Here is a 23,688-nt window from a genome sequence, read left to right on the forward strand (position 1 = left end):
GTCAGAAGCCCAGCCGGCCGAGCTGCTTGGGGTCTCGCTGCCAGTCCTTGGCGACCTTCACGTGCAGGTCGAGGAAGACGCGGGCGCCGAGCAGCGCCTCGATCTGGGTGCGGGCGCGCGTGCCGACGTCCCGCAGCCGCGCGCCGCCGCGGCCGATGATGATGGCCTTCTGGCTGTCGCGCTCCACGAACAGGTGGACGCGCACGTCGAGCAGCGGGCGACCGTCGGCACCCGGCGGCTGGTCGCGCGGCACGATCTCGTCGACGACGACGGCGAGCGAGTGCGGCAGCTCGTCGTGCACGCCTTCGAGCGCGGCCTCCCGGACCAGCTCGGCGACCATCACCTGCTCGGGCTCGTCGGTCAGCTCCCCCTCCGGGTAGAGCGCGGGCCCCTCGGGCAGGTGCCCGACGAGCACGTCCGCCAGCACGTCGACCTGGTACCCGTCACGCGACGAGACCGGGACGATGTCGGCCCACTCCCCCAGCCGGTCGACGGCGAGCAGCTGCTCGGTGAGCCGCGCCCGCGGCACCGTATCGGTCTTGGTGACGACGGCGACCACCGGCGTGCCGGGGCGTCCGGGCGGGTTCAGGCGTGCGAGCTGCTCGGCGATGAAGCGGTCGCCGGGACCGATCTTCTCGTCGGCCGGCAGGCAGAACCCGACGACGTCCACCTCGCTGAGCGTGTCCCGGACGAGGGCGTTGAGCCGCTCGCCCAGCAGCGTTCGCGGGCGGTGCAGGCCCGGTGTGTCGACCAGCACGAGCTGCGCGTCGTCGCGGTGCACGATGCCGCGCACCACGTGGCGTGTGGTCTGGGGGCGCCCGGACGTGATGGCGACCTTCTGGCCGACGAGGGCGTTGGTCAGCGTGGACTTGCCGGTGTTGGGCCTGCCGACGAAGCACGCGAAGCCGGAACGGTGGGTCATCGGGCGGCCTCCGAGCCGTGGTCGCGCGCGGCGGGGGTGCCGCGTGCCGGGGTGCCCGCGGCCGTCGTGCCGTGGGCGGGGGTGGTGGGTGCGTCGTCGTCGGGGTCCTCAGCGCGGTGCACCAGGACGGTCGCGAGCCGCTTGCGTCGGCCCTCGACGCGCTCCCCCTGGAGCCGCAGGCCGTGGATCTGCCCGACGGAGCCCGGAAGGGGCACCTTGCCGAGCGCCTTCGCGAGCAGCCCGGCCGCGGTGTCCACGTCCTCGTCCTCGACGTCGATGCCGAACAGGTCCCCCAGCTCGTCCCTGCTCATCCTGGCCGGGACACGGTAACCGCCGTCGTCGAGCTCCTCGACGACGGGCGCGCTCACGTCGTGCTCGTCGGTGAGCTCACCGACGATCTCCTCCAGCGCGTCCTCGATCGTCACGAGCCCGGCGATCCCGCCGTACTCGTCGACGACGAGCGCGATGTGGCTGGAACCGTCGCGCAGCTCGAGGAGGAGCTGGTCGACCGGCTTGGACTCGGGCACGTAGACGGGCGGCCGTGCGAGCGAGGACGCGGGCGCGTCCAACGGGTCGTCGTCGCCGTGCGTGCCGTTCCCGCCGTCGCCCGCACCGCGCGCGGGGATGCGTCGGACGATGTCCTTGAGGTAGAGCACGCCGACGACGTCGTCGACGGACTCCCCGACCACGGGGACCCGGGAGAAACCCGAGCGCAGGAGCAGCGCGAGCACCTTGTGCAGCGGCGTGTCGGCCTGGGTGGTGATCATGTCGGTGCGCGGGACCATCACCTCGCGCGTGAGCGTGTCACCGAGCTCGAGGACGGAGCGGAACATCTCGCGCTCGTTGTCCTCGATGGCGTCGGACTCGCTGACCCGCTCGACCATGTCGCGCAGCTCGGCGTCGTCCTGCTCGCTCGTCGACGCCGAGGGGTCGGCGCGTCGCCCGACCCCGCCGGCCAGGACCGTCACGGCCCACAGCAGGCGCGACAGGCTCGCGAGCACCCCGACGGGGTGACGTCGGCCCATGCTCCGCGGGCTGACCCGCACGAGCAGGAACGCCACGACCGCGCAGGCGGCGATCGCGAGGAGCGCCGTGGCCCACCACGACAGGCTGCCCGCGCTGATGGCCAGCGTGAGGCAGACGGTCGCCGTCATCTCGCCCAGCAGCCGGACGAATGCTGCGGCCGCGGCGACCCGGGTCGGGTCGTCCACGAGCCGGCGCACCCGCGCGGCAGCGCCGGGGCGCTCGGTCTCGAGCTCGGCGACGCGGGCACGCGTCACGCGCAGGACCGCGACCTCGCCCGCCGACAGCGCGGCCGCGAGCACGATCCCCACGACTGCGACGGCGACGAGCAGGGCGACAGGGACGCCGTTCATCGCCCGGCCAGGAACGTCAGGAGCAGGCGACGCTGCAGGGCGAACATCTCCTTCTCCTCGTCCGGCTCGGCGTGGTCGTAGCCGAGCAGGTGGAGGATCCCGTGCGTGGTGAGCAGGAGCATCTCCTCGGCCGTCGAGTGGCCCGCCGCGCGCGCCTGCGTGGCGGCGACGTCGGGGCACAGCACGACGTCACCCAGCACACCCGGCCCGGCGGGCTCGCCCTCGCGGCCCGGCCGCAGCTCGTCCATCGGGAACGAAAGGACGTCGGTCGGCCCCGGCTCGTCCATCCACCGCACGTGCAGGTCCGTCATGGTCGCGGTGTCGACCAGCCGGACGAACAGGTCGGCCTGCGGGTGCACGTGCATCGCGTCGAGCACGTACCGCCCGAGCGCCGCGAACTCGGCCTCGTCGACCTCGACGCCGGACTCGTTGCTGACCTCGACGCTCATGACCTGTCCCATCTTGCGTACGCGTCGATGATCTCGCCCACCAGGCGGTGACGGACGACGTCGGACGACGTCAGGCGGCAGAACTCGACGTCGTCGACCCCGGTCAGGATCTGCTCGACGACCCGCAGCCCGGACGTCGTGCTGCTGGGCAGGTCCACCTGCGTGACGTCACCGGTGACGACGACCTTGGACCCGAAGCCCAGACGAGTGAGGAACATCTTCATCTGCTCGACGGACGTGTTCTGCGCCTCGTCGAGGATGATGAACGCGTCGTTCAGCGTGCGTCCGCGCATGTAGGCCAACGGCGCGACCTCGATCGTGCCGGCCTCCATGAGCCGCGGGATCGACTCGGGGTCGACCATGTCGTGCAGCGCGTCGTACAGCGGGCGCAGGTACGGGTCGATCTTGTCCGCCAGGGACCCCGGCAGGAACCCGAGCCGCTCCCCCGCCTCGACCGCCGGCCTGGTCAGCACGATGCGGTTGACCTTGCGCGCCTGCAGCGCCTGCACGGCCTTCGCCATCGCGAGGTACGTCTTGCCCGTGCCCGCCGGCCCGATGCCGAACGTGACGGTGTTGCGCTCGATGGCCTCGACGTAGTCCTTCTGCCCGGCCGTCTTGGGCCGGATCGTCCGGCCGCGCGAGGACAGGATGTTGAACGTGAGCACGTCGGCCGGCCGGGCGTCCGCGGCCTCGGTCAGCATGACGACGGACCGCGCGACGACGTCGGGGCTCAGGGGTGTGCCCCCGGCCGCCATCTCGACGAGCTCGTCGACGAGGCGCGTGACGAGGGCCACGTCGCCGGGCGTCCCGGCGAGCGTCACCTCGTTGCCGCGCACGTGCACGTCGACGGTCGGGAAGCCGTCCTCGATGCTGCGCAGCACCTCGTCGCGCAGTCCGAGCAGCTCGACCATCGACACGTCCGACGGGACGGTGATGCGGTGCTCGACGCGCGCGTGCCGGGACTCGGGGACGCGGGGGGCGGGGCTGGTCTCGGCCATGTGCTCGGCGGGTGCCGTGCGCTCCTTCTCTCGACGCGTGCCCTCCGGAGGGGCACGCCGCCATCTTACGGCTCCGCCCCGCCGCTCAGTGGATCCGGCACGGACGGCGAAGGGCCCAGGACGCGCGACGTGGGCCCTTCGTCCCCGGGCAGGACCCTCCGGTCGGGAGAACACTGGGAGCAGGACGCCGAGCAACGGAGCTCGGTTCGCGCGAGCGACGGAGGATGCCCCATGGCTCGGTACGTCAAGGACTTCAGCGAGGGCGACAAGGACCAGAAGGACCTACTCGGCGGCAAGGGTGCGAACCTCGCCGAGATGACCCGGCTCGGCCTGCCAGTGCCGCCGGGGTTCACGATCACGACCGAGGCGTGTCGTGCCTACATGCGCACGGGAGAGGTACCCCCCGAGCTGCGGGTCGAGGTGACCATGGCGGTGCGCCACCTCGAGGACGAGCTGGGCCGCCGTCTCGGCGACTTCCACGAGCCGCTGCTGGTGTCGGTGCGCTCGGGCGCGAAGTTCTCGATGCCCGGGATGATGGAGACGGTCCTCAACGTCGGCCTCAACGACGCGTCCGTCCAGGGCCTGGCCGAGCTGTCGGGCGACGAGCGCTTCGCGTGGGACTCCTACCGCCGGCTCATCCAGATGTTCGGACGCACCGTGCTCGGCATCGACGGAGACCTCTTCGCCGACGCCCTCGACAAGGCGAAGGCCGCCCGCGGCGTCACCGCGGACGTCGACCTCGACGCGACGGACCTGCGCGCCCTCGTCGCCACCTACAAGCAGATCGTCCGGGACCAGTCCGGGCGCGAGTTCCCGCAGCACCCCCGCGAGCAGCTCGACCTGGCGATCGTCGCGGTCCTGGACTCGTGGGGCACCGAGCGCGCCCGGCTCTACCGCCGCAAGGAGCGCATCCCGGACGACCTGGGCACCGCCGTCAACGTGTGCTCGATGGTCTTCGGCAACCTCGGTCCGACCTCGGGCACGGGTGTCGCGTTCACGCGTGACCCCGCCAGCGGCCGGCTCGGCGACTACGGCGACTACCTGGTCAACGCGCAGGGCGAGGACGTCGTCGCAGGGATCCGCAACACGCTGTCCCTGGCCGACCTCGAGCAGGTCGACCCGGCGGCGTACACCGAGCTGCGCCAGGCGATGCGTCGCCTCGAGACCCACTACCGCGACCTGTGCGACATCGAGTTCACGATCGAGCGCGGCAAGCTGTGGATGCTCCAGACCCGGGTCGGCAAGCGGACGGCGCCCGCGGCGTTCCGCATCGCCTGCCAGCTCGTCGACGAGCACCTCATCACGATGGACGAGGCCCTGTCCCGGGTCACGGGTGCCCAGCTCTCGCAGCTGCAGTTCCCGCAGTTCGCCGCGGAGGGCACGGACCGCGTGCTGCTGACCAAGGCGATGCCCGCCTCGCCGGGTGCCGCGGTCGGGATGGCGGTCTTCGACCCGGCCACGGCCGAGCAGTGGGCCGCCGAGGGCAAGGACGTCATCCTGGTGCGCCGCGAGACCAACCCCGACGACCTGGGCGGCATGATCGCCGCCGTGGGCGTCCTGACGGCGCGCGGCGGCAAGACGTCGCACGCGGCGGTCGTCGCACGCGGCATGGGACGCACGTGCGTCGTCGGCGCCGAGGAGCTCCTCGTCGACTCCGCAGCACGCACGATGCTCACCCGCGGCGGCGAGACGGTCTCCGAGGGCGACGTCATCGCGATCGACGGCACCACCGGCGAGGTCTTCCTCGGTGACGTCCCGGTCGTGCCCTCGCCCGTGCAGCGTTACCTCGAGGACGGCCTGGACGTCGCGCTCGAGGAGGCACCGGACGACGAGACCCGCGAGCTCGTGAGCGCTGTCCACCGGATCCTCGAGCACGCCGACGCGACGCGACGCCTGCGCGTGCACGCCAACGCCGACACGGCGGAGGACGCGGGACGTGCCCGCAGCCTCGGCGCGGAGGGCATCGGCCTGTGCCGCACCGAGCACATGTTCCTCGGTGAGCGACGCGTCCTGGTCGAGCGCGTGGTGCTCGCGGCGGACGACGTCGAGCGGCAGGAGGCGCTCGACGCGCTGCTGCCGATGCAGCGGCAGGACTTCACGGACCTGCTGGAGGCGATGGACGGCCTGCCGACGACCATCCGGCTCATCGACCCGCCGCTGCACGAGTTCCTTCCGGACCTCACGGAACTGTCCGTCAAGGTCGCCCTGGCGGCCGAACGCGGCAAGACCGACGAGCGGGACGTCACGCTGCTCGCCGCGGTGCGCCGCATGCACGAGGCCAACCCGATGCTGGGTCTGCGCGGCGTGCGGCTCGGTCTGGTCGTGCCCGGCCTGTTCGACCTGCAGATCCGCGCGGTGGCGGAGGCGGTCGCCGCACGGCTCGCCGCCGGTGGCAACCCGCACGCGGAGATCATGGTCCCCCTGGTGGCCTCGGTGCAGGAGCTGCGCCTGGTCCGCGAGCGGGCGACGACGATCATGGCGGACGTGAGTGCCGAGCAGGGCGTCACGGTCGACCTGCCGGTGGGCTGCATGATCGAGCTGCCGCGTGCGGCGCTCACGGCGGACCGTCTGGCCACGCAGGCACAGTTCTTCTCGTTCGGCACCAACGACCTGACGCAGACGACGTGGGGCTTCAGCCGCGACGACGTCGAGGGCGCGTTCTTCTCGCAGTACACCGCGAACGGCGTGCTGTCGGTGTCGCCCTTCGAGACGATCGACGTCACGGGTGTCGGTCAGCTCGTGAAGGTCGCGGTGGAGCGTGGGCGCACGGCCCGGCCCGACCTGACGCTCGGGGTGTGCGGCGAGCACGGCGGTGACCCGGAGTCCATCCGGTTCTTCGACGCGGTCGGTCTGGACTACGTGTCCTGCTCCCCGTTCCGCGTGCCGGTCGCCCGCCTCGAGGCCGGCCGTGCCGCGGTCGACCACGCGAGCGTCGACTCCCGCTGACCACGGACCAGTGGGGGCGGTGGCGTCTCTTCCCCGTCACGCGCCACCGCCCCCACCCGCACGCCCGGACCGAGGAGTCTCAGCCCCAGCGGCCGAGACGATCGGCGAGCATCGCGAGCGCGACGGGGCCGGCGGTCGACGTGCGCAGGACGTGCGGTCCCAGCCGGCACACGACCGCACCGGCCTGCGTGAGCGCGGCGACCTCACGGTCGCTGATGCCGCCCTCGGGTCCGACGACGACGAGCACCTCGCCGGCCGCCGGCAGCGCGGCCTGGTGCAGCGGGACGGTCGCGGACTCGTGCAGCACGAGCGTGGCACCACCCGCGGCCGTGACCGCGGCGACGCGGGCGACGAGGCCCGCGTGGTCGAGGGCCTGCTCGACCACGGGCATGCGTGCGCGACGCGACTGCTTGGTCGCGGCGCGGACCGTGCCGATCCACCGCGCACGGCTCTTCTGCGCGCGCTCGCCGCGCCACACCACGACGGAGCGCTCGGCCTGCCACGGCACGACGACGTCGACACCGACCTCGGTGGCTGCCTCGATCGCCATCTCGTCGCGGTCGCCCTTGGCCAGGGCCTGCACGAGCACGAGCTGCGGGACCGGAGCCGCCTCGACCACGACGTCGTCGACGTCGATCGTCACCCCGTCGGGGCCCGCGGCCCGCACGCGCCCGACGAGGCGCACCCCGGCGCAGTCGACCACGTCGACCCGCTCCCCGGGGCCGCGCCGCTGCACGACGCCGGCGTGCCGTCCCTCGGTGCCCGCGAGCAGGTACTGACCACCGGCGCGCACGTCGTCGAGCGTGCCCGGCTCGACGACGAAGACCGGTGCGCTCACCGGCCGCTGAGCTTGTCGCGCAGCTTGGCGAACATCCCGGGGTTGGCCGCGGCCAGCCGCGCCTCGGGGCGCTCCTCGCCGCGGAGCACGGCCAGGCGCCGCAGCAGCTCCGCCTGCTCGTCGTCCGCGGGCGTCGGGACCTGGACCTCGACGTGCACGTGCAGGTCGCCCCGACCTCCGACGTGCAGGTGACCCACACCGAGACCTCGCAGCGTCAGGACCTGGCCGGGCTGCGTGCCCGGCCGCAGGTCGAGCTCCTGCGGCCCGTCGAGCGTGTCCATCGTGACGACCGTGCCCAGGGCGGCGGCCGTCATCGGCACCTGGAGCGTCGCGTGCAGGTCGTCGCCGCGCCGGACGAACGTCTCGTGCTTGCGCTCGCGCACCTCGAGGTAGACGTCCCCCGGGGGACCGCCGGCCGGGCCGACCTCGCCCTGCCCGGTCATCTTGATGCGCGTGCCGGTGTCGACACCGGCCGGCACGTCGACCGTCAGGGTGCGCCGCGAACGCACCCGGCCCTCGCCGGCGCACTCGGTGCAGGGCTCGGGGATGACGGTGCCGAAGCCGTGGCACGCGGCGCACGGCTGCGTCGTCATGACCTGACCGAGGAACGAGCGTGCGACGCGCTGCACGGACCCGCGCCCGCCGCACACCTCGCAGGTGCGCGGCGACGTGCCGGGACGGCAGCACGTGCCACCGCACGTGGGGCACAGCACGGCCGTGTCCACCTGCACCTCGCGGTGCGCGCCGAACGCCGCCTCCGCGAGGTCCAGGTCCAGCCGGACGAGCGCGTCCTGCCCGCGACGGGCGCGCGGCACCGGACCCCGCGGTGCGCCACCGCCCGCGCCGAAGAAGGTCTCGAAGATGTCCTGGAAGCCGAAGCCGCCGCCCATCCCGCCGCCCGGGGACGCGGGGTCGGCGCCCATGTCGTAGGCGCGCCGCTTCTCGGCGTTGCCGAGCACGTCGTACGCGCGCGACACGTCCTTGAACCGCTCCTCCGCGGCGGGGTCGGTGCCCGCGACGTCGGGATGGTGCTCACGTGCGAGCCGCCGGTAGGCCTTCTTGATCTGCTCGGCTGTCGCGTCACGCTGGACACCGAGGATCTCGTAGTAGTCGGTCACGTGGGGTGCTGCTCGCTTCCTGCTCGTGCGTGGGGTGCCCAGGCCCCGGCGCATCGCACCGGGCGGCGCGGACGCGGGGCGGACCGGTCAGCCTGCAAGGATCCTGGTGAGGTAGCGGGCGACGGCTCGGACCGCCGCCATCGTCTGGGGGTAGTCCATCCGCAACGGCCCGACCGACCCCAGGACCGCGACGGACGAGCCGTCCGCACCGTAGCCGCTCGTGACGATGCTGGTCTCGGCGAGGCCCTCGTGCTGCGTCTCGCGCCCGATGCGCACGGCCACACCCGCCGAGTCCTCGGCCATCTCCGAGAGCAGGCGCAGCAGGACGACCTGCTCCTCCAGCGCCTCGAGCACCGGCCCGATGGTGTGCGGGAAGTCGGCACCCGCACTGCGGGCCAGGTGGGAGGCGCCCGCGACGATCACGCGCTCCTCGCGCTCCTGCGCGAGGGTCTCCGCGACGACGGCGGACACGGACCTGGCCAGGTCGGCGCCGTCGGGCCCGAACTCGTCCGCGAGCGCCTCGAGCGCCACGTCGAGCTCGGCCAGACGCAGACCGGCGGCAGCGGCGTTGAGCCGCAGCCGCAGCCGCGCGACGACCGACTCGTCGAGGTCCTCGGTGAGCTCGAGCGTGCGCTGCTCGACCCGGCCGGTCGTCGTGATGATGACGACGAGCAGGTGGCGCGCGCCGACGGGCACGAGCTCGACGTGCCGCAGCGCCGAGCGGCGCAGCGACGGGTACTGCACGACGGCGACCTGGTGCGTGAGCTGCGCGATCAGCCGCACGGCCCGGTCCATCACGTCGTCGAGGTCGACGGCCTCCTCGAGCAGCGTCCCGATGGCCCGCTTCTCCGCGGCGGACAGCGCCCGCACCCCGGACAGCCGGTCGACGAACTCTCGGTACCCGAGCTCGGTCGGCACGCGGCCCGCGGACGTGTGGGGCTGGACGATGAGGCCGGCCTCCTCGAGGGCGGCCATGTCGTTGCGGATCGTCGCGGGCGAGACCCCGAGGGCGTGCCGCTCCGCGAGCGCCCGCGACCCGACCGGCTCGCGGGTCGCGACGTAGTCCTCGACGATGGCGCGCAGCACGTCCAACCGACGGTCGTCGCTCATGTCGCTCCCTCCGTCCCCGGGTCCACACCGTCCGTGCGACCACGTGCACGTGGTCGCCTCACGGGCGGCCCGATGTAGCACTCACCCGGACCGAGTGCCAATTCTACGCGGTCCCCCGGTGGAGCCGGGGCGGCACCGCGCGTCGCCCGTGGAGCAGGGCGCACGACCTCCTAGAGTGCCCGCGTGACCGTCGACCGATACGGCCGCGACGTGCTCTCGAGCAGCAGCGCCGCCTCCCGTCCCACCCACCACCGTCCTGCGCGCGCGTCGCGCGAGCAGCCGGCCGAGCGCGGTCTGGTCGTCGAGGACGTGGAGACCGGGTGGGTCGGCGCGGTCGTGCGGGTCGAGAAGTCCGGCGGCCTGCACGTGGTCGTGCTCGAGGACCGGCGTGGTCGGACGCGCACCTTCCGGCTCGGTCCCGGGTTCTGGGTCGACGGTCAGCCGGTCGTCCTCACGGCGCCGGTGACCAGCCGGGCACCCGTGCGACCGACGCGCACCGCGTCGGGTTCGGTCGCCGTGCCCGACGCACCCGCGCGGGTGGCCCGGGGCTCGCGCATCTGGGTCGAGGGCAAGCACGACGCCGAGCTCGTCGAGAAGGTGTGGGGCGACGACCTGCGCGTCGAGGGTGTCGTCGTCGAGCTCCTCGACGGCGTGGACCACCTGGCCGACGCGCTGCGCGACTTCCGGCCGGCGCCCGACCGGCGCGTGGGCGTGCTCGTCGACCACCTGGTGCCCGGGTCCAAGGAGAGCCGCCTCGCCGAGGAGGCGCTGCGCACGGTCCCCGCGGGCACGGTGCGCGTGCTGGGGCACCCGTACGTCGACGTCTGGCAGGCCGTGCGCCCCGAGCGCGTGGGGCTGGCGGCGTGGCCGACGATCGAGCGCGGGACGGAGTGGAAGCGCGGGATCCTGCGCGAGCTCGGGTGGCCGGCGGACGAGCAGGCCGACGTGGCGCGCGGGTGGCAGCGGATCCTGCGCTCGGTGCGGTCGTACGCGGACCTCGAGCCCAGCCTGCTGGGTCGTGTCGAGGAGCTCATCGACTTCGTCACTGCCTGACGGCGACGTCGGGTCCGAACGCGACGCGGGGCCCGTCCGGCGGACGGGCCCCGCGTGCTGGGTGATGAGGTCAGGCGGCGATCTGGCCGTTCGTCAGCCGCCGGTACGCGTAGACGGTCAGCAGCGCGCCCACGGGCAGGGACACGAGCACGCCGATGCCGCACACCGCGGTGCCGATCCAGCTGACGACCGCCACGAGGAGGTACACGAGGATGCCCGTGCCGAGGTCACGCGTCTGGAGCGCGACGCTCGTGCGGATGGCGTCGATCGGTCCCTCGTTGCGGTCGACGATCGCGACGACCGCGTAGAACACGAAGAAGCCCACGACCACGAACGCGAGCTGACCGATGATCGGGATGAAGCTCGCGAGGAGCCCGACGCCACCGAGGATGAGTGCGAGGAGCAGCAGGCTGCGGGCGTGGGAGGTGTCGAACAGGTCCCCGACGGAGATCGGCTGGCCGCCGGCCACCTTGAGCCCCGCCTTGATGAACGCCGCGCTGAAGAGCACCAGCAGGAGCACCATGAGCGCGATGAAGATCGCGATGCCGATCGACGCGCCCAGCCCCGCGGCAGCCCCGGCCACGCCGTCGGCGTTGCTCGTGACGGCGGCGACCCCGCCCACGAGCCCCAGGCCGATGAAGCCCACCACCAGGATGACGGCGAACCAGGCGAGCCCGCCCAGCACGAACGCCGCCCAGTTCTGACCGAACTTGGTGAAGGCCCACGAGAAGCCGGCACCGATGTCGACCTGTCCGGGCGCCGGCGCGTACGGCTGCCCGTACGGCTGCTGGCCGCCCGGCTGCCCGTAGGGCGACGCGGGCGGCGGGTAGCCCGGCTGGCCTGCAGGCTGCCCGTACGGCGACGCGGGCGGCGGGTAGCCCGGCTGGCCACCGGGCGCGCCGTGCGGGGGCGGGGGGTACGCGCCGGGCTGTGCGCCGGGCGTCCCGTACGGGGGCGGTGCGCTGCCCTCGGCGGGCGGGGGCGGCGGGACGTCGCCCGAGGGCTGCCCGAAGGCGGGCGGGGGCGGCGGGACGCTCGGGTCGTCGTCGCGCGGCGGGGTCCCGCCGGGGTTCTCGCTCATTGCAGGCCTCCTGGGCGCGTCTCGGGACGTGGGCACGTCCCGAGGTCAGCGAATCGAAACGTCTCGCAGGGTGTCAAGGCGCCTCGCCGTGCAGGGACGCGGCCACGCGCACCCGCCGGTACGCTGCGGACCACGCTCACGGGCGCACCGGCCTGCACGCCGCGGCGCGGTGACGGCACCCCACGACGACCACGGGAGACGCACGTGCCCCACGACCCTCGGTCCATCCCGCCCGCACGCACCACGCAGGGCAGCAGCCTCGCCATGGTCGCGCACCTCGGCGGCGTGCTGACCTACCTCTTCCTCGGGTGGGTCGCCTCGCTGGTGGTCTGGCTCGTGCAGCGCGACCAGGACCCCGCCGTGGCGCGTGAGGCCCGGGTGGCGCTGAACTTCCAGCTCACGGCCCTCATCGCGATGGTCGTGCTGCACGTCGTCGAGCACTTCCCCGTCATCGGCGTGATCGGCTGGGTCGGCAAGGTCGCGGTCGGGATCGTGGCGCTCGTGCTGTCGCTCCTCGCCGCGGCCGCGACGTACCGCGGTGGGTCCTACCGGTACCCCGTCAGCCTCGAGCTGGTCCGGTGAGCGCTGCACCCCCGGCGTGGACGCCGCCCCCGCCCGCACCGCCGCTGCGTCCCGACGAAGAGCGCACGTGGGCCATCCTCGTGCACGTGCTGCCCCTGCTGGGGCCCGGTTTCCTCGTGCCGCTGGTGGTCTGGCTGGTGTTCCGCGGCCGCGGGCCCTTCCTCGAGCACCACGCCAAGGAGTCGCTCAACTTCCAGATCACGGCGCTGATCGCGCTCGTGGTGTCCGCCGTCGTGTGGGTGGTGTCCCTCGGCCTCGTGCCGTTCCTCTTCTTCGGCGTCCTGGTCGCGTGGTTCGTGCTGTGCATCCTGGCGGCCGTCGCCGCCAGCCGCTGGGAGTGGTACCGGTACCCGGCCACGCTGCGCCTGGTGACCTGACCGGCCCCGCGCCCGTCAGCCGACGAGCGCGCGCACGACCGTGTCCGCCAGGAGCCGCCCGCGCCGCGTGAGCAGCACCCGCCGCGGCCCGTCGGCACCGACGGCGGCGGCCCCGTCCACGAGCCCGTCGGCGACCAGCCCCGCCACGGCCGCACGAGACTGCGCGGGCACGTCCTGCAGGGGCAGCCCCTCTGCGATCCGCACCCCGAGCATGACGCGCTCGAGCGTCGCGGTGCCTCCGGCCACGATCTCGCGGCCCGCGGCCGGGCTCAGCCCGCGCGCCAACCGGTCGGCGTACGCCCGCGGGTGCTTGACGTTCCACCACCGGACGCCGCCGACGTGGCTGTGCGCGCCCGGGCCGATCCCCCACCAGTCGTCGCCACGCCAGTACCCGAGGTTGTGCCGGGATGCGTCGGCGGGCGTCCGCGCCCAGTTGCTCACCTCGTACCAGCGCAGCCCGGCGGCCGTCAGCAGGTCGTCCGCGAGCTCGTACTTGGCGGCCTGGTCGTCGTCGTCCGGCAGGGTCAGCTCGCCGCGCCGGACCTGCACGGCCATCCGCGTGCCCGGTTCGACGACGAGCGCGTAGGCGCTGACGTGGTCGACGCCGGTCGCCAGCGCGACCTCCACCGAGCGCCGCCAGTCGTCGAGCGACTCCCCCGGCGTGCCGTAGATGAGATCGAGCGACACCCGCAGACCGGCGTCGCGCGCCCAGCGCACGACGTCGGGGACGCGCGCCGGGTCGTGCGTCCGCTCGAGCGTGCGCAGCACGTGGGGCACCGCCGACTGCATCCCGAACGACACCCGCGTGAAACCCGCCGCCGCGAGCCGGGCGAGCCCCTGCGGGGTCACCGAGTCGGGGTTCGCCTCGGTCGTCACCTCGGCGCCCGGCATCAGCCCCCACGTCGTACGCACCCCGTCGAGGAGGCGCACGAGATCGTCCACCGGCAGCAGCGTCGGCGTCCCCCCGCCGACGAACACCGTCGCCACAGGGCGTCGGGGGACGCCCGCCCCCTGCAGCACGCGGTCCGCGAGCGCGATCTCCTCCGAGGCCGTGGCGGCGTACTGCGCCAGGCTCGCACCGCCCCCGAGCTCGGTGGCCGTGTACGTGTTGAAGTCGCAGTACCCGCACCGCACCGCGCAGAACGGCACGTGGAGGTAGACGCCGAAGCGGCGTGCGTCCGCACCGGTGGCGGCTGAGGCAGGCAGTGCGCCGTCGGGCGGCGCGGGGTCGCCGTCGGGCAGTGCGGGACTCACGGCAGGCCGCCCGCGAGCGGGTGCGGCCGCGTCACTTCTTCTTCGCGTCCTTCGCGTCCTTGCTGCTGCCCGCGGCGTCCGACGAGAGCGCCGCGATGAAGGCCTCCTGCGGCACGTCGACCCGACCGATCGTCTTCATGCGCTTCTTGCCCTCCTTCTGCTTCTCGAGGAGCTTGCGCTTGCGGGAGATGTCGCCGCCGTAGCACTTGGCCAGGACGTCCTTGCGCATGGCCCGGATCGTCTCGCGCGCGATGATCCGCGAGCCGATGGCCGCCTGGATCGGCACCTCGAACTGCTGCCGCGGGATGAGCTCCTTGAGCTTCGCGGTCATCGAGACCCCGTAGGCGTAGGCCTTGTCCTTGTGGACGATGGCGCTGAAGGCGTCGACCTGCTCGCCCTGCAGCAGGATGTCGACCTTGACGAGGTCGGCCGCCTGGTCACCCGCGGGCTCGTAGTCGAGGCTGGCGTACCCGCGCGTCTTGGACTTGAGGTGGTCGAAGAAGTCGAAGACGATCTCCGCCATCGGCAGGACGTAGCGCATCTCGACGCGCTCCTCGGAGAGGTAGTCCATGCCCTGCAGGTCGCCGCGCCGCCCCTGGCACAGCTCCATGATCGTCCCGACGAACTCGCTCGGCGTGAGGATCGTCGCCTTGACCATCGGCTCGCGCACCTCGCGGATCTTGCCCGCGGGGAACTCGCTCGGGTTCGTGACGACGATCTCGGTGTGGTCCTCGAGCGTGACGTCGTAGATGACGTTCGGCGCCGTCGAGATGAGGTCGAGGTCGAACTCGCGCTCGAGGCGCTCGCGCACGATCTCGAGGTGCAGCAGACCGAGGAACCCGACGCGGAACCCGAAGCCCAGCGCGACGGACGTCTCGGGCTCGTAGTTGAGGGCCGCGTCGTTGAGCTTGAGCTTGTCGAGAGCCTCGCGCAGCACCGGGTAGTCCGAGCCGTCGATCGGGTACAGGCCCGAGAAGACCATCGGCTTGGGCTCGGAGTAGCCGCCCAGCGCCTCGGCCGCGGGCTTGGCGTAGTTGGTGACCGTGTCACCGACCTTCGACTGCCGGACGTCCTTCACCCCGGTGATGAGGTACCCGACCTCACCGACGCCGAGGCCCTTGGTCGGCACCGGCTCGGGCGACGTGACGCCGATCTCGAGGAGCTCGTGCGTCGCGCGCGTCGACATCATGACGATCTTCTCGCGCGGGTCGAGCCGGCCGTCGATCACGCGCACGTAGGTCACGACGCCGCGGTACGTGTCGTACACCGAGTCGAAGATCATGGCGCGCGCCGGCGCGCCCGCGTCACCGACGGGCGGGGGCACGAGCTCGACGATCCGGTCGAGGAGCGCCTCGACGCCCACGCCGGTCTTGCCCGAGACCTTCAGGACGTCGGCCGGGTCGCCACCGACGAGGTTCGCCAGCTCCTCGGCGTACTTCTCGGGCTGCGCGGCCGGCAGGTCGATCTTGTTGAGCACGGGGATGATCTGGAGGTCGTTCTCCATCGCGAGGTACAAGTTCGCGAGCGTCTGCGCCTCGATCCCCTGCGCGGCGTCGACGAGCAGCACGGCACCCTCGCACGCGGCGAGCGAGCGCGACACCTCGTAGGTGAAGTCGACGTGGCCCGGCGTGTCGATCATGTTCAACGCGTACGGCTGCACGGTCCCGGAGGCGTCCGCGACGCCCCACGGCATGCGCACGGCCTGCGACTTGATCGTGATGCCGCGCTCGCGCTCGATGTCCATCCGGTCGAGGTACTGCGCACGCATGGCGCGCGCGTCCACGACGCCCGTCAGCTGCAGCATCCGGTCGGCGAGCGTCGACTTGCCGTGGTCGATGTGCGCGATGATGCAGAAGTTGCGCAGCAGCTCGGGAGCGGTCGCCGAGGGACGGATCGCCTCGGCGGCGGTGGCGGACGGGATCGGCAACTCGGCGTTCTCCGGCTTCTGGACGGGTCGGTCGACGGTCGGGCGACGGTGGCGCTGGACGCCGCCGGCGCCCGCGGGCGTCCGGCGCGGTCGGCAGGATCCCGACGCCCGGAGGCCGACGCCACCCTGTCGGGTGTCGGTGGCGGACCCCACCATGGTCCCATGACGCACGACGTGGGCGGCGCACCGGTGGCCGTCGATCTCACGACCCCGGATCTGCGGACCCTCGCCGCGCTGCAGGAGGCGTTCCTCGCGTCGGTCGACGAGGTCGACCCTCAGGCGCGCGTCGCCGCGTGCGGTCGCTGGCGCGTGCGCGACCTCGTCGTGCACCTCGCCCGGATCCACCACTGGGCCGCCGGCCAGGCCCGCCGCCGCCCGGAGACCCCGTTGGGGCGGGGGCCGTTCGACCTCCACGCGCTCTACGCGACGCAGGCCGCCGAGCTGCGCGCCACCCTCGAGACCCTCGATCCGGACGCACCCGCGTGGACGCTCGACGACAGCGGCGTCGTGCGCTTCTGGCACCGGCGACAGGTCCACGAGACGCTCGTGCACCTGTGGGACCTGCGCACCGCCGGAGGGCTGCCGCTGGACGTCCCCGCGGCGCTGTGGGCGGACACGGTCGACGAGGTCGTGCACGTGATGCATCCCCGCCAGGTGCGGCTGGGCCGGTCGGTGGCGTCGCCCGTGCGGGTCGGGCTCGTCGCGACGGACGCGGCCCGCACGTGGACCGTGCACGCCGCGGACGACGCGCCCACGGCGCCCGTCGCCGAGGTCACCGGTCCGGCGGCCTCGCTCGCCCTGCTGCTGTGGGGACGCACGACGGCCGACGACCCGCACCTCGCCGTGGCGGGCGACCGAACCGCGGTGCGCGCGACCCTCGGAGGTTCCCTGACCCCCTGATCTGCTCGTACGCGCAGATATCCCGTGCGTGGCGGGCCGCCGCGGCGCTACCGTCCGGCACATGGACGACTACCTCGCGGTCAACCGCGCCAACTGGGACGCCCGGGTGCCGGTGCACCTCGCGAACGGGTACGGGACCCACGAGCTCGTCGCCGACCCGACGGCGCTGTCGGGCGTCGTGCGGTTCGACCTGCCGCTCCTCGGCGAGATCGAGGGTCTGGACGCCGTGCACCTGCAGTGCCACCTCGGCACCGACACCCTCAGCCTCGCGCGGCTGGGGGCGAAGGTCACCGGCCTCGACCTGTCGGGCGACGCGATCGCGGCCGCGCAGGACCTGGCGACCCGCGCGGGGACCGATGTCGAGTACGTCGTGTCGGACGTCTACAGCGCGGTCGACGTACTGGGACCGGCGCGGTTCGACCTCGTGTACACCGGCATCGGTGCGCTGTGCTGGCTGCCCAGCATCGAGCGCTGGGCGCAGACCGTCGCGGGTCTGCTGCGGCCGGGCGGGCGGCTGTTCGTCCGCGACGCGCACCCCGTCCTGCTGGCGTCCCTGGGGATGGTGGTCGGCGAGGAGCACCCCGACCGGTCGCAGCAGTCCTGGATCAGCGGTCCCGGCACCGCGACGCCCGCCCTGGAGCTGTCGTACTTCGAGCAGCCCGAGCCGCTGGAATGGAACGACACGTTCACGTACACCGGCGGCGAGGGTGTCGCAGCACCCCTGTCGGTCGAGTGGAACCACGGCCTCGGCGAGATCGTCACGGCCGTGCTCGACGCCGGCATGGAGATCACCGGGCTGCACGAGCACGACAGCGTGCCGTGGGAGTCGCTCGCCGGTCTGATGACGTACGACCAGGAGACCGGTGAGTGGCGCCTGTCGGACCGGCCCGAGCGACTCCCCGCCTCGTTCACCCTCACGGCACGGCTCAGGCCTCGCGCGTGATCCGCACCTGCACGACGAGGTCCTGCGTCTGCGGCCCCGCGTAGATGCCGCGCAGGGGTGGGACGTCGTCGTAGCAGCGTCCGCGGCCGAGCACCACGTGGTGCTCCCCGGCACGCACGCGGTTGGTCGGGTCGTACCCCGTCCACTCCCCCGTCCACCACTCGACCCACGCGTGCGACTCGCCCGTGACGGTCGCGCCGATCTCACCGGACGTGTCGGGGTGGAGGTACCCGGACACGTAGCGCGCGGGGATGCCGACCGAGCGCAGCGCCCCCAGGGCGAGGTGCGCCATGTCCTGGCAGACACCGGTGCGCTTGGTCCACGCCTCGGCGGCCGGGGTGTGGACGGTGGTGACCCCGGGGATGTACTCCAGCTCGTCGCGCAGCGCGAGGCAGACCGCCTCGGCGGCAGCGGCCGGCTCGAGGCCGTCGGCCGCGCGGCGCGCGATCTCCACGACGTCGTCGGGGACCTCGGTCGTCCTGGTGTCCGCGAGGTGCTCGGCCAGCCGGTCACGGACCTCGGGGCCGTGCAGCACGTCCCAGCCGGTCGACGACGTGGGCGCGGGCCGCTCGACGACCTCGACGACGTGCTCCGCCGTCAGCAGGAGGGACTGGTGCGGGGCCAGCACCTCGAACGCCGTGACCTGCGTGCCCCAGTAGTCGCGGTAGTCGTGCGTCCACGTCTGCGGGTGCACGTCGAGCCGCGACTCCAGGACGGTCTGCCCCGCCTGGGACAGCGGCGTCATGCGTGCCTCGTTGTACGACGCCACCACCGGGTCGGCGTACCGGAACATGGACGTGTGGACGATCCTCAACCTGCTCACAGCGCCTCCCCCACCCACGTCAGCTCCGCACCCGACGGGAAGTACCGTGCGCGGATCGCGTCGGAGGCCGCCGAGCAGGCCCGCTGCACGAGCTCCATCTCGCGCGGGAGCGCGTCGACGATCTCCAGCAGCGGGCGGTACTCCAGGTTGGTCCGCACGAGCCCGATGTGGCGCCGCGCGTCGTCGATGGTGGTCCGGTCGGCGACCGGCTCGAGCGCGGACAGCGACGCCTCGGCCTGGTTCAGCGAGTACACGATCGACCGGGGGAAGAGCCGGTCGAGCAGCAGGAACCCCGCCGCGCGCTCGTCCGACGTGTTGCCGCGGTAGGTCCGCAGGAAGGCCTCGTGCGCCCCGCACGAGCGCAGGAGCGTCGCCCAGCTCGGTCCGGCGGACCCGGCCAGCGCGCGGGTCGTCAGCAGCCGCGCCGTCATGTCGGCCCGTTCGATGGAGCGCCCCAGGACCATGAAGTGCCACGTGTCGTCGCGCGACGTCGTCGACTCCACGATCCCGGTGACGATCGCCGCCCGCTCACGCACCCACGTGAAGTAGTCGTGCGGACGTGCCGGACGCATCTGCGACGGCAGCTGGTTCCAGCTGGTGTTCAGGCACTCCCACAGCTCGGTCGAGACGATCTCGCGTGCCCGCCGCGCGTTCTCCCGCGCCGCGACGAGCGCCCCCGCGATCGAGGACGGGGAGAACCTGTCGTAGCCGAGGACGTCGAGAACGTGCTCGCGCCCGACGTCGAGCTCGGCGGGCGGTGCGGGACGGTCCATGACGGAGAGCAGGGACCGGCACGCGAGGTCCTCCTCCGCCCAGGGGTCCTCGAGCAGGATCTGCACGTGCACGTCGAGCAGGCGGGCCGTGTCGTCGGCGCGCTCGACGTACCGACCGATCCAGAACAGCGACTCCGCGATCCGGCTCAGCACGTCGTGGCTCCCGTCGTCCGCTGCTGCTGTTGCTGCATGACCTGCGCCCGCGCGTCCGACGGGTTCGAGTCGATCGGCACCGACGCGTCCTTGGGCACGGCCTGCGGCAGCGACTGGCGCTGGTCCTGCGCGCGACGCGGGACGCGCCCTCCGAGCACCCAGGTGTCCTTGGACCCACCACCCTGCGAGGAGTTGACGACGAGCTGGCCCTCCGGGAGCGCCACCCGCGTCAGACCGCCGGGCAGGACGTAGACGGAGTCGCCGTCGTTGACCGCGAACGGTCGCAGGTCGACGTGGCGTGGACGCAGGCCGTCCTCGACGAGCGTCGGCACGGTCGACAGCTGGACGACCGGCTGCGCGATCCACCCTCGGGGGTCCTCCTGCAGCCTGCCGCGCAACACGTCGAGCTCGGCGCGCGAAGCCCGTGGCCCGACCACCAGGCCCTTGCCCCCGGACCCGTCGACGGGCTTGACGACCAGCTCGTCCAACCGGTCGAGGACCTCCTCGAGCGCCCCCGGGTCCTCCAGACGCCACGTGTCGACGTTGGGCAGGATCGGCTCCTCGCCCAGGTGGTAGCGGATGAGGTCGGGCAGGTAGGTGTAGAGCAGCTTGTCGTCGGCGACACCGTTGCCGACCGCGTTCGCGATGGTCACGTTGCCGAGCCGGGCACACGTCATGAGCCCCGGGCACCCGAGGAACGAGTCGGAGCGGAACGTCACGGGATCGATGTACTCGTCGTCCACGCGCCGGTAGATCACGTCGACCCGGCGGCGCCCCTGCGTCGTGCGCATCCACACCCGGCCGCCCGAGACGTACAGGTCGCGACCCTCGACGAGCTCGACGCCCATCGTGCGGGCCAGGAGGGTGTGCTCGAAGTACGCGGAGTTGAAGACGCCCGGGGTCAGGACGACGACGGTCGGGTCGTCGACGCCGTGCGGTGCTGCCGCGGTGAGCGCCGCGAGCAGCCGCCGGGAGTAGTCCACGACAGGACGGATCCGCAGCGCGGCGAAGAGCTCGGGGAACGTCTGGGCCATCGCGCGCCGGTTGGACAGGACGTAGCTGACGCCCGACGGGACGCGCACGTTGTCCTCCAGCACGCGCCAGCCGCCGAGGGAGTCGCGTACCAGGTCGATCCCCGAGACGTGCACGCGCACGCCGTTGGGCGGTTCGATGCCACGAGCCGCGCGGTGGAAGTGGTGGGACGAGACCACCACCGACCGTGGCACCACACCGTCCGCGATCGCCTTCTGCGGGCCGTAGACGTCGGCCAGGAACGCCTCGAGCGCCCGGACACGCTGCGCGACGCCGGGAGCGACGTGGTCCCACTCCTCGCCCGCCATGACGCGCGGGACGACGTCCAGCGGGAACGGCCGTTCCTCGCCCGCGAAGTCGAAGGTCACCCCCTGCTTCAGGTACGAGCGCGCCAGGGTGTCGGCGCGAGCGCGCAGCTCACCCGCGGAGAGCTCGGCGAGCGCGGAGTGCACGTGCCGGTACGCCGAGCGCACCTCGCCCTCGGGACCGATCATCTCGTCCCACGCAGGCCCCGCCGGGTAGTCGTCGAAGAGGTCCGCCATGGCGCGAATCTAGTCGGCCTGTGTCAACGCCGCGTTACGTGGGGCGAGCGCCGCTCCGGGGTGCCGGGCCGAGGCTAGGCTCGGCCACCGTGACCGAACGACGCTGGCGCACCGCCCTGCGGGGCGCGGCCCGCCGACTCCTGCCGAGGTCGCGGCCCGGTGCGACCACGACCGACGGCCTGTCACGTCGGGAGCGCGCGGCGTCAACCGTGACCGGCGGTGAGCTGCGCCCCACGTACGCGCCTCGGGCGGACGGCCGGCCCGACCCGGGCGAGGTCGTCTGGACGTGGGTCCCGTACGAGGACGACCCGGCGCGCGGCAAGGACCGACCCGTCCTCGTCGTCGCCGTCGAGGGCGGCACCGTCGTCGGCCTGATGCTCACGAGCAAGGACCACGACCGTGACGCGGCCGACGAGGCACGGCGCGGGCGACTGTGGCTCGACGTCGGTGCCGGCGCGTGGGACCGGCAGGGACGGCCGAGCGAGGTGCGCCTGGACCGCCTGCTGCGGTTGCCCGCCGTCGAGGTCCGGCGCGAAGGCGCCGCCCTGGACCCGGACCGGTACGCCGCCGTGGTGCGCGCCGCCGGCCAGGTGCACGGCTGGTAACATGTCGAACTGCGTGCCCGCCTGGGTCGGCGGGCGCGGGCGCAGGCCTTTCCCGCGGGTGTCCCCACGCCCCAGTCCTGGCGCTGCGCATGCCCTCTACGACCTGTCAGATCGCTTCGGCGACCTACCCAAGAGAGTCCACACGTGGCGAACATCAAGTCCCAGATCAAGCGCATCGGCACGAACGAGAAGGCCCGGCTGCGCAACAAGGCAGTGAAGTCGGAGCTCAAGACGTACGTGCGTCGCGTCCGCGAGGCAGTCGCCGGTGGCGACAAGGAGGCGGCGAGCACAGCGCTCGTCGTCGCAGCCCGCAAGCTCGACAAGGCGGTGTCCAAGGGCGTGATCCACGCCAACCAGGCCGCCAACCGCAAGTCGGCGCTGTCGAAGGCCGTCAACAGCCTCTGAGGCGCCCGCGCAGCTTCCACCTGCGCGTGCCGGACTGCGAGGTCCAGCACACCACACGTCGAAAGGGCGGTACCCCGCGGGGTACCGCCCTTCCGACGTCTGTGGCAGATCAGCCGCCGAGCGACCACGTCTGCCGCGGGGCACCCGTCGGGACCGACGGCTGGAAGCCCGCCTCGCGCAGCGCACGGTCGAACGCCCGGGCGGCCGCGTCGACGTCACCGCGGCGCAGGTACCGGTCGCCCAGGTCGCGCCAGACGCCCGCCGAGTGCCGGGTCGCCGCCATCATGCCGAGCATGTCCGCGCCCCACTGGAACGCCTTCGCCGCGCCGTCGTGGTCACCGCGCGCGTCGAGCACGTCCCCCAGCGCGATGTGCGCCGCAGCAGCCTCCAGTCGAGGGGCGTCACCGAGACCGGCCAGCGCAGCCCGCGCGTCCGCCTCGGCCGCCGCCTCGTCACCGAGCAGGAGGTGCGCACGCGAGCGCTCGACCTGCAGGCGTGCGACGTCGAGTGCCGACCCGACGACCTGCAGCCCGGGCTCCGCCTTGTCGATCTGCGCCAGCGCCGCACGCGGGTCGGCCGGCTCGGAACGCAGCAGCAACCACGCGTAGTTCACCCGCAGCCGCGGCAGGTCACGGTCGGGCTCCCCTTCCGACAGCAGGGCGAGGGCCCGCTCGGTGTACCGCTGCGCGAGCTCGTAGTCGCGGCGCTGCTCGGCGACGAGCGCGGCGTTCCAGTACACGCTCCCCCGGCCGCGCGGCGTGCCGAGCGACTCCGCCAGACGGACCAGCTCCGCCGCGCGGTGGGTGGCGTAGAGCAGGTCGCCGCGCTCGACGTACGCCCACAGCACGGTCGAGGCGAGACGCAGGTGCTCGTCGGTCCCGACGAGGTCGGCGCTGTCCAGGTCGGCCAGCGTCCGCTCACCGACCTCCACCGCCCGGTGCAGGTCGCCCGCCTCCAGGTAGCACCCGACGAGCGCCGTGGTGAGCACGGCCGCGCGCAGGTGGTCAGGGCGCTGCTGCGTCTCGGTGAGCAGCGGCTCGAGCAGCGTGATGGCCGTCTCGAGCTCACCCAGGAGCTCGTGGGCGCGGGCCAGCGTCGTCAACGCCTCCACCCGCAGCACCGGTGTCACGACCGACAGGTCGAGCGCCGTGATGCGGTGTGCCGCGCCGCCCGCGTCGCCGCTGGCCAGGTCGAGCCGCGCGTAGTCGAGCTCGAGCCGGGTGCGGGCCTCGTTGGGCCCGTCCTCGCCGTGCTTGAGGAACTCGAGGGTGGTGCCCAGCCGTTCGGCGAGCACCCCGAGGGCCGCGTCCGTGGGTTCACGGTGGCCTGCCTCGATGAGGGAGATGTAGCTGGGCGAGAACGCACTGCCGGCCAGGGCCGTCTGGGAGAGCCCTGCCGCCAACCGCGCCTCGCGCACACGGTCACCGATTGTCGTCATGAGATGTCATTGTACGTATGACGGCCGTGATTACCATCCCCCT

Annotated in this window: 22 protein-coding genes; 8 read left to right on the top strand and 14 right to left on the bottom strand. The window is 73.1% G+C overall.

The annotated features are described in order from the left end of the window. Position 1 precedes the first annotated feature (1 nt). Genes era through NP048_RS11215 form a run of 4 tightly spaced genes read right to left on the bottom strand, consistent with a single transcriptional unit; the run spans position 2 to position 3,745 of the window. Positions 2–922 (bottom strand): GTPase Era, encoded by a 921-nt coding sequence (gene era / locus NP048_RS11200; RefSeq protein ID WP_227575686.1) that lies wholly within the window; start codon positions 920–922, stop codon positions 2–4. Beyond that, on the bottom strand, positions 919–2,298 hold the full coding sequence (locus NP048_RS11205; RefSeq protein ID WP_227575687.1) for a hemolysin family protein: 1,380 nt from the start codon (positions 2,296–2,298) through the stop codon (positions 919–921). The genes era and NP048_RS11205 overlap by 4 nt, the downstream gene beginning before the upstream one ends. Beyond that, positions 2,295–2,747, bottom strand: a complete 453-nt coding sequence (gene ybeY / locus NP048_RS11210; RefSeq protein WP_227575688.1) for an rRNA maturation RNase YbeY — start codon at positions 2,745–2,747, stop codon at positions 2,295–2,297. Before ybeY ends, NP048_RS11205 begins: the two co-directional genes overlap by 4 nt. Further along, positions 2,744–3,745 carry a PhoH family protein gene (locus tag NP048_RS11215; RefSeq protein ID WP_227575689.1) on the bottom strand — a complete coding sequence of 334 codons (1,002 nt, stop codon included), beginning with the start codon at positions 3,743–3,745 and terminating at the stop codon, positions 2,744–2,746. The genes ybeY and NP048_RS11215 overlap by 4 nt, the downstream gene beginning before the upstream one ends. A gap of 231 nt (positions 3,746–3,976) precedes the next feature. Here NP048_RS11215 and ppdK point away from each other — a divergent pair, with 231 nt between their 5' ends. Beyond that, the gene (ppdK, locus tag NP048_RS11220) at positions 3,977–6,691 is read left to right on the top strand and encodes a pyruvate, phosphate dikinase (protein WP_227575690.1); all 2,715 of its coding nucleotides are present in this window, start codon (positions 3,977–3,979) and stop codon (positions 6,689–6,691) included. 79 nt (positions 6,692–6,770) lie between these two features. Here ppdK and NP048_RS11225 read toward each other — a convergent pair whose 3' ends face one another. From NP048_RS11225 to hrcA, 3 genes are all read right to left on the bottom strand, one after another. Next, entirely contained in the window at positions 6,771–7,529 is a 759-nt protein-coding gene (locus tag NP048_RS11225; protein WP_227575691.1) for a 16S rRNA (uracil(1498)-N(3))-methyltransferase, read from the bottom strand. After that, positions 7,526–8,647: a molecular chaperone DnaJ gene (gene dnaJ / locus NP048_RS11230; RefSeq protein ID WP_227575692.1), complete on the bottom strand. Its 1,122-nt coding sequence runs from the start codon at positions 8,645–8,647 to the stop codon at positions 7,526–7,528. Before dnaJ ends, NP048_RS11225 begins: the two co-directional genes overlap by 4 nt. 87 nt (positions 8,648–8,734) lie before the next feature. Continuing rightward, positions 8,735–9,757, bottom strand: a complete 1,023-nt coding sequence (gene hrcA / locus NP048_RS11235) for a heat-inducible transcriptional repressor HrcA (RefSeq protein WP_227575693.1) — start codon at positions 9,755–9,757, stop codon at positions 8,735–8,737. A 183-nt stretch (positions 9,758–9,940) separates the two neighbouring features. On the opposite strand from hrcA, the gene NP048_RS11240 reads away from it, so the two are divergent. Then, complete coding sequence (locus NP048_RS11240) at positions 9,941–10,810, top strand: DUF3097 domain-containing protein (protein ID WP_227575694.1); 870 nt, start codon at positions 9,941–9,943, stop codon at positions 10,808–10,810. Between the two features lie 70 nt (positions 10,811–10,880). On the opposite strand, the gene NP048_RS11245 is transcribed toward NP048_RS11240, so the two are convergent. After that, entirely contained in the window at positions 10,881–11,891 is a 1,011-nt protein-coding gene (locus NP048_RS11245) for a DUF2189 domain-containing protein (RefSeq protein WP_227576018.1), read from the bottom strand. Between the two features lie 204 nt (positions 11,892–12,095). Between NP048_RS11245 and NP048_RS11250 the strand changes: the two genes are divergently transcribed. Together NP048_RS11250 and NP048_RS11255 are read left to right on the top strand one after the other, a co-directional pair. Next, positions 12,096–12,473, top strand: coding sequence for a DUF4870 domain-containing protein (locus NP048_RS11250; RefSeq protein WP_227575695.1), 378 nt, complete (start codon positions 12,096–12,098; stop codon positions 12,471–12,473). Next, positions 12,470–12,850 carry a DUF4870 domain-containing protein gene (locus tag NP048_RS11255; RefSeq protein WP_227575696.1) on the top strand — a complete coding sequence of 127 codons (381 nt, stop codon included), beginning with the start codon at positions 12,470–12,472 and terminating at the stop codon, positions 12,848–12,850. The genes NP048_RS11250 and NP048_RS11255 overlap by 4 nt, the downstream gene beginning before the upstream one ends. A 15-nt stretch (positions 12,851–12,865) precedes the next feature. Here the strand turns inward: NP048_RS11255 and hemW are convergent, their stop codons facing one another. Continuing rightward, positions 12,866–14,104 carry a radical SAM family heme chaperone HemW gene (hemW, locus tag NP048_RS11260; RefSeq protein WP_227575697.1) on the bottom strand — a complete coding sequence of 413 codons (1,239 nt, stop codon included), beginning with the start codon at positions 14,102–14,104 and terminating at the stop codon, positions 12,866–12,868. Between the two features lie 31 nt (positions 14,105–14,135). Continuing rightward, the gene (lepA, locus tag NP048_RS11265) at positions 14,136–16,031 is read right to left on the bottom strand and encodes a translation elongation factor 4 (protein WP_284439699.1); all 1,896 of its coding nucleotides are present in this window, start codon (positions 16,029–16,031) and stop codon (positions 14,136–14,138) included. A gap of 162 nt (positions 16,032–16,193) precedes the next feature. Here lepA and NP048_RS11270 point away from each other — a divergent pair, with 162 nt between their 5' ends. Further along, entirely contained in the window at positions 16,194–16,931 is a 738-nt protein-coding gene (locus tag NP048_RS11270; RefSeq protein ID WP_227575698.1) for a maleylpyruvate isomerase family mycothiol-dependent enzyme, read from the top strand. A gap of 61 nt (positions 16,932–16,992) precedes the next feature. Then, on the top strand, positions 16,993–17,874 hold the full coding sequence (locus NP048_RS11275; RefSeq protein WP_227575699.1) for a class I SAM-dependent methyltransferase: 882 nt from the start codon (positions 16,993–16,995) through the stop codon (positions 17,872–17,874). On the opposite strand, the gene NP048_RS11280 is transcribed toward NP048_RS11275, so the two are convergent. From NP048_RS11280 to NP048_RS11290, 3 genes are read right to left on the bottom strand one after another with little or no spacing between them, the layout of a single operon-like run. After that, a complete protein-coding gene (locus NP048_RS11280) occupies positions 17,858–18,697 on the bottom strand; it encodes a transglutaminase family protein (RefSeq protein WP_227575700.1) in 840 nt (279 codons plus the stop codon). The genes NP048_RS11275 and NP048_RS11280 overlap by 17 nt on opposite strands. After that, on the bottom strand, positions 18,694–19,623 hold the full coding sequence (locus NP048_RS11285; RefSeq protein WP_227575701.1) for an alpha-E domain-containing protein: 930 nt from the start codon (positions 19,621–19,623) through the stop codon (positions 18,694–18,696). Before NP048_RS11285 ends, NP048_RS11280 begins: the two co-directional genes overlap by 4 nt. Beyond that, entirely contained in the window at positions 19,617–21,197 is a 1,581-nt protein-coding gene (locus NP048_RS11290; RefSeq protein ID WP_227575702.1) for a circularly permuted type 2 ATP-grasp protein, read from the bottom strand. Before NP048_RS11290 ends, NP048_RS11285 begins: the two co-directional genes overlap by 7 nt. Before the next feature lie 89 nt (positions 21,198–21,286). On the opposite strand from NP048_RS11290, the gene NP048_RS11295 reads away from it, so the two are divergent. Together NP048_RS11295 and rpsT are read left to right on the top strand one after the other, a co-directional pair. Next, on the top strand, positions 21,287–21,802 hold the full coding sequence (locus NP048_RS11295; RefSeq protein WP_227575703.1) for a type II toxin-antitoxin system PemK/MazF family toxin: 516 nt from the start codon (positions 21,287–21,289) through the stop codon (positions 21,800–21,802). Positions 21,803–21,946: 144 nt separating this feature from the next. Further along, positions 21,947–22,207, top strand: coding sequence for a 30S ribosomal protein S20 (gene rpsT / locus NP048_RS11300; RefSeq protein ID WP_227575704.1), 261 nt, complete (start codon positions 21,947–21,949; stop codon positions 22,205–22,207). A gap of 109 nt (positions 22,208–22,316) precedes the next feature. Here rpsT and NP048_RS11305 read toward each other — a convergent pair whose 3' ends face one another. Continuing rightward, positions 22,317–23,645, bottom strand: coding sequence for a helix-turn-helix domain-containing protein (locus tag NP048_RS11305; RefSeq protein WP_227575705.1), 1,329 nt, complete (start codon positions 23,643–23,645; stop codon positions 22,317–22,319). Positions 23,646–23,688: the final 43 nt, after the last annotated feature.

The sequence above is a fragment of the Cellulomonas xiejunii genome (genome assembly GCF_024508315.1).
Taxonomy (GTDB): Bacteria; Actinomycetota; Actinomycetes; order Actinomycetales; family Cellulomonadaceae; genus Cellulomonas; species Cellulomonas xiejunii.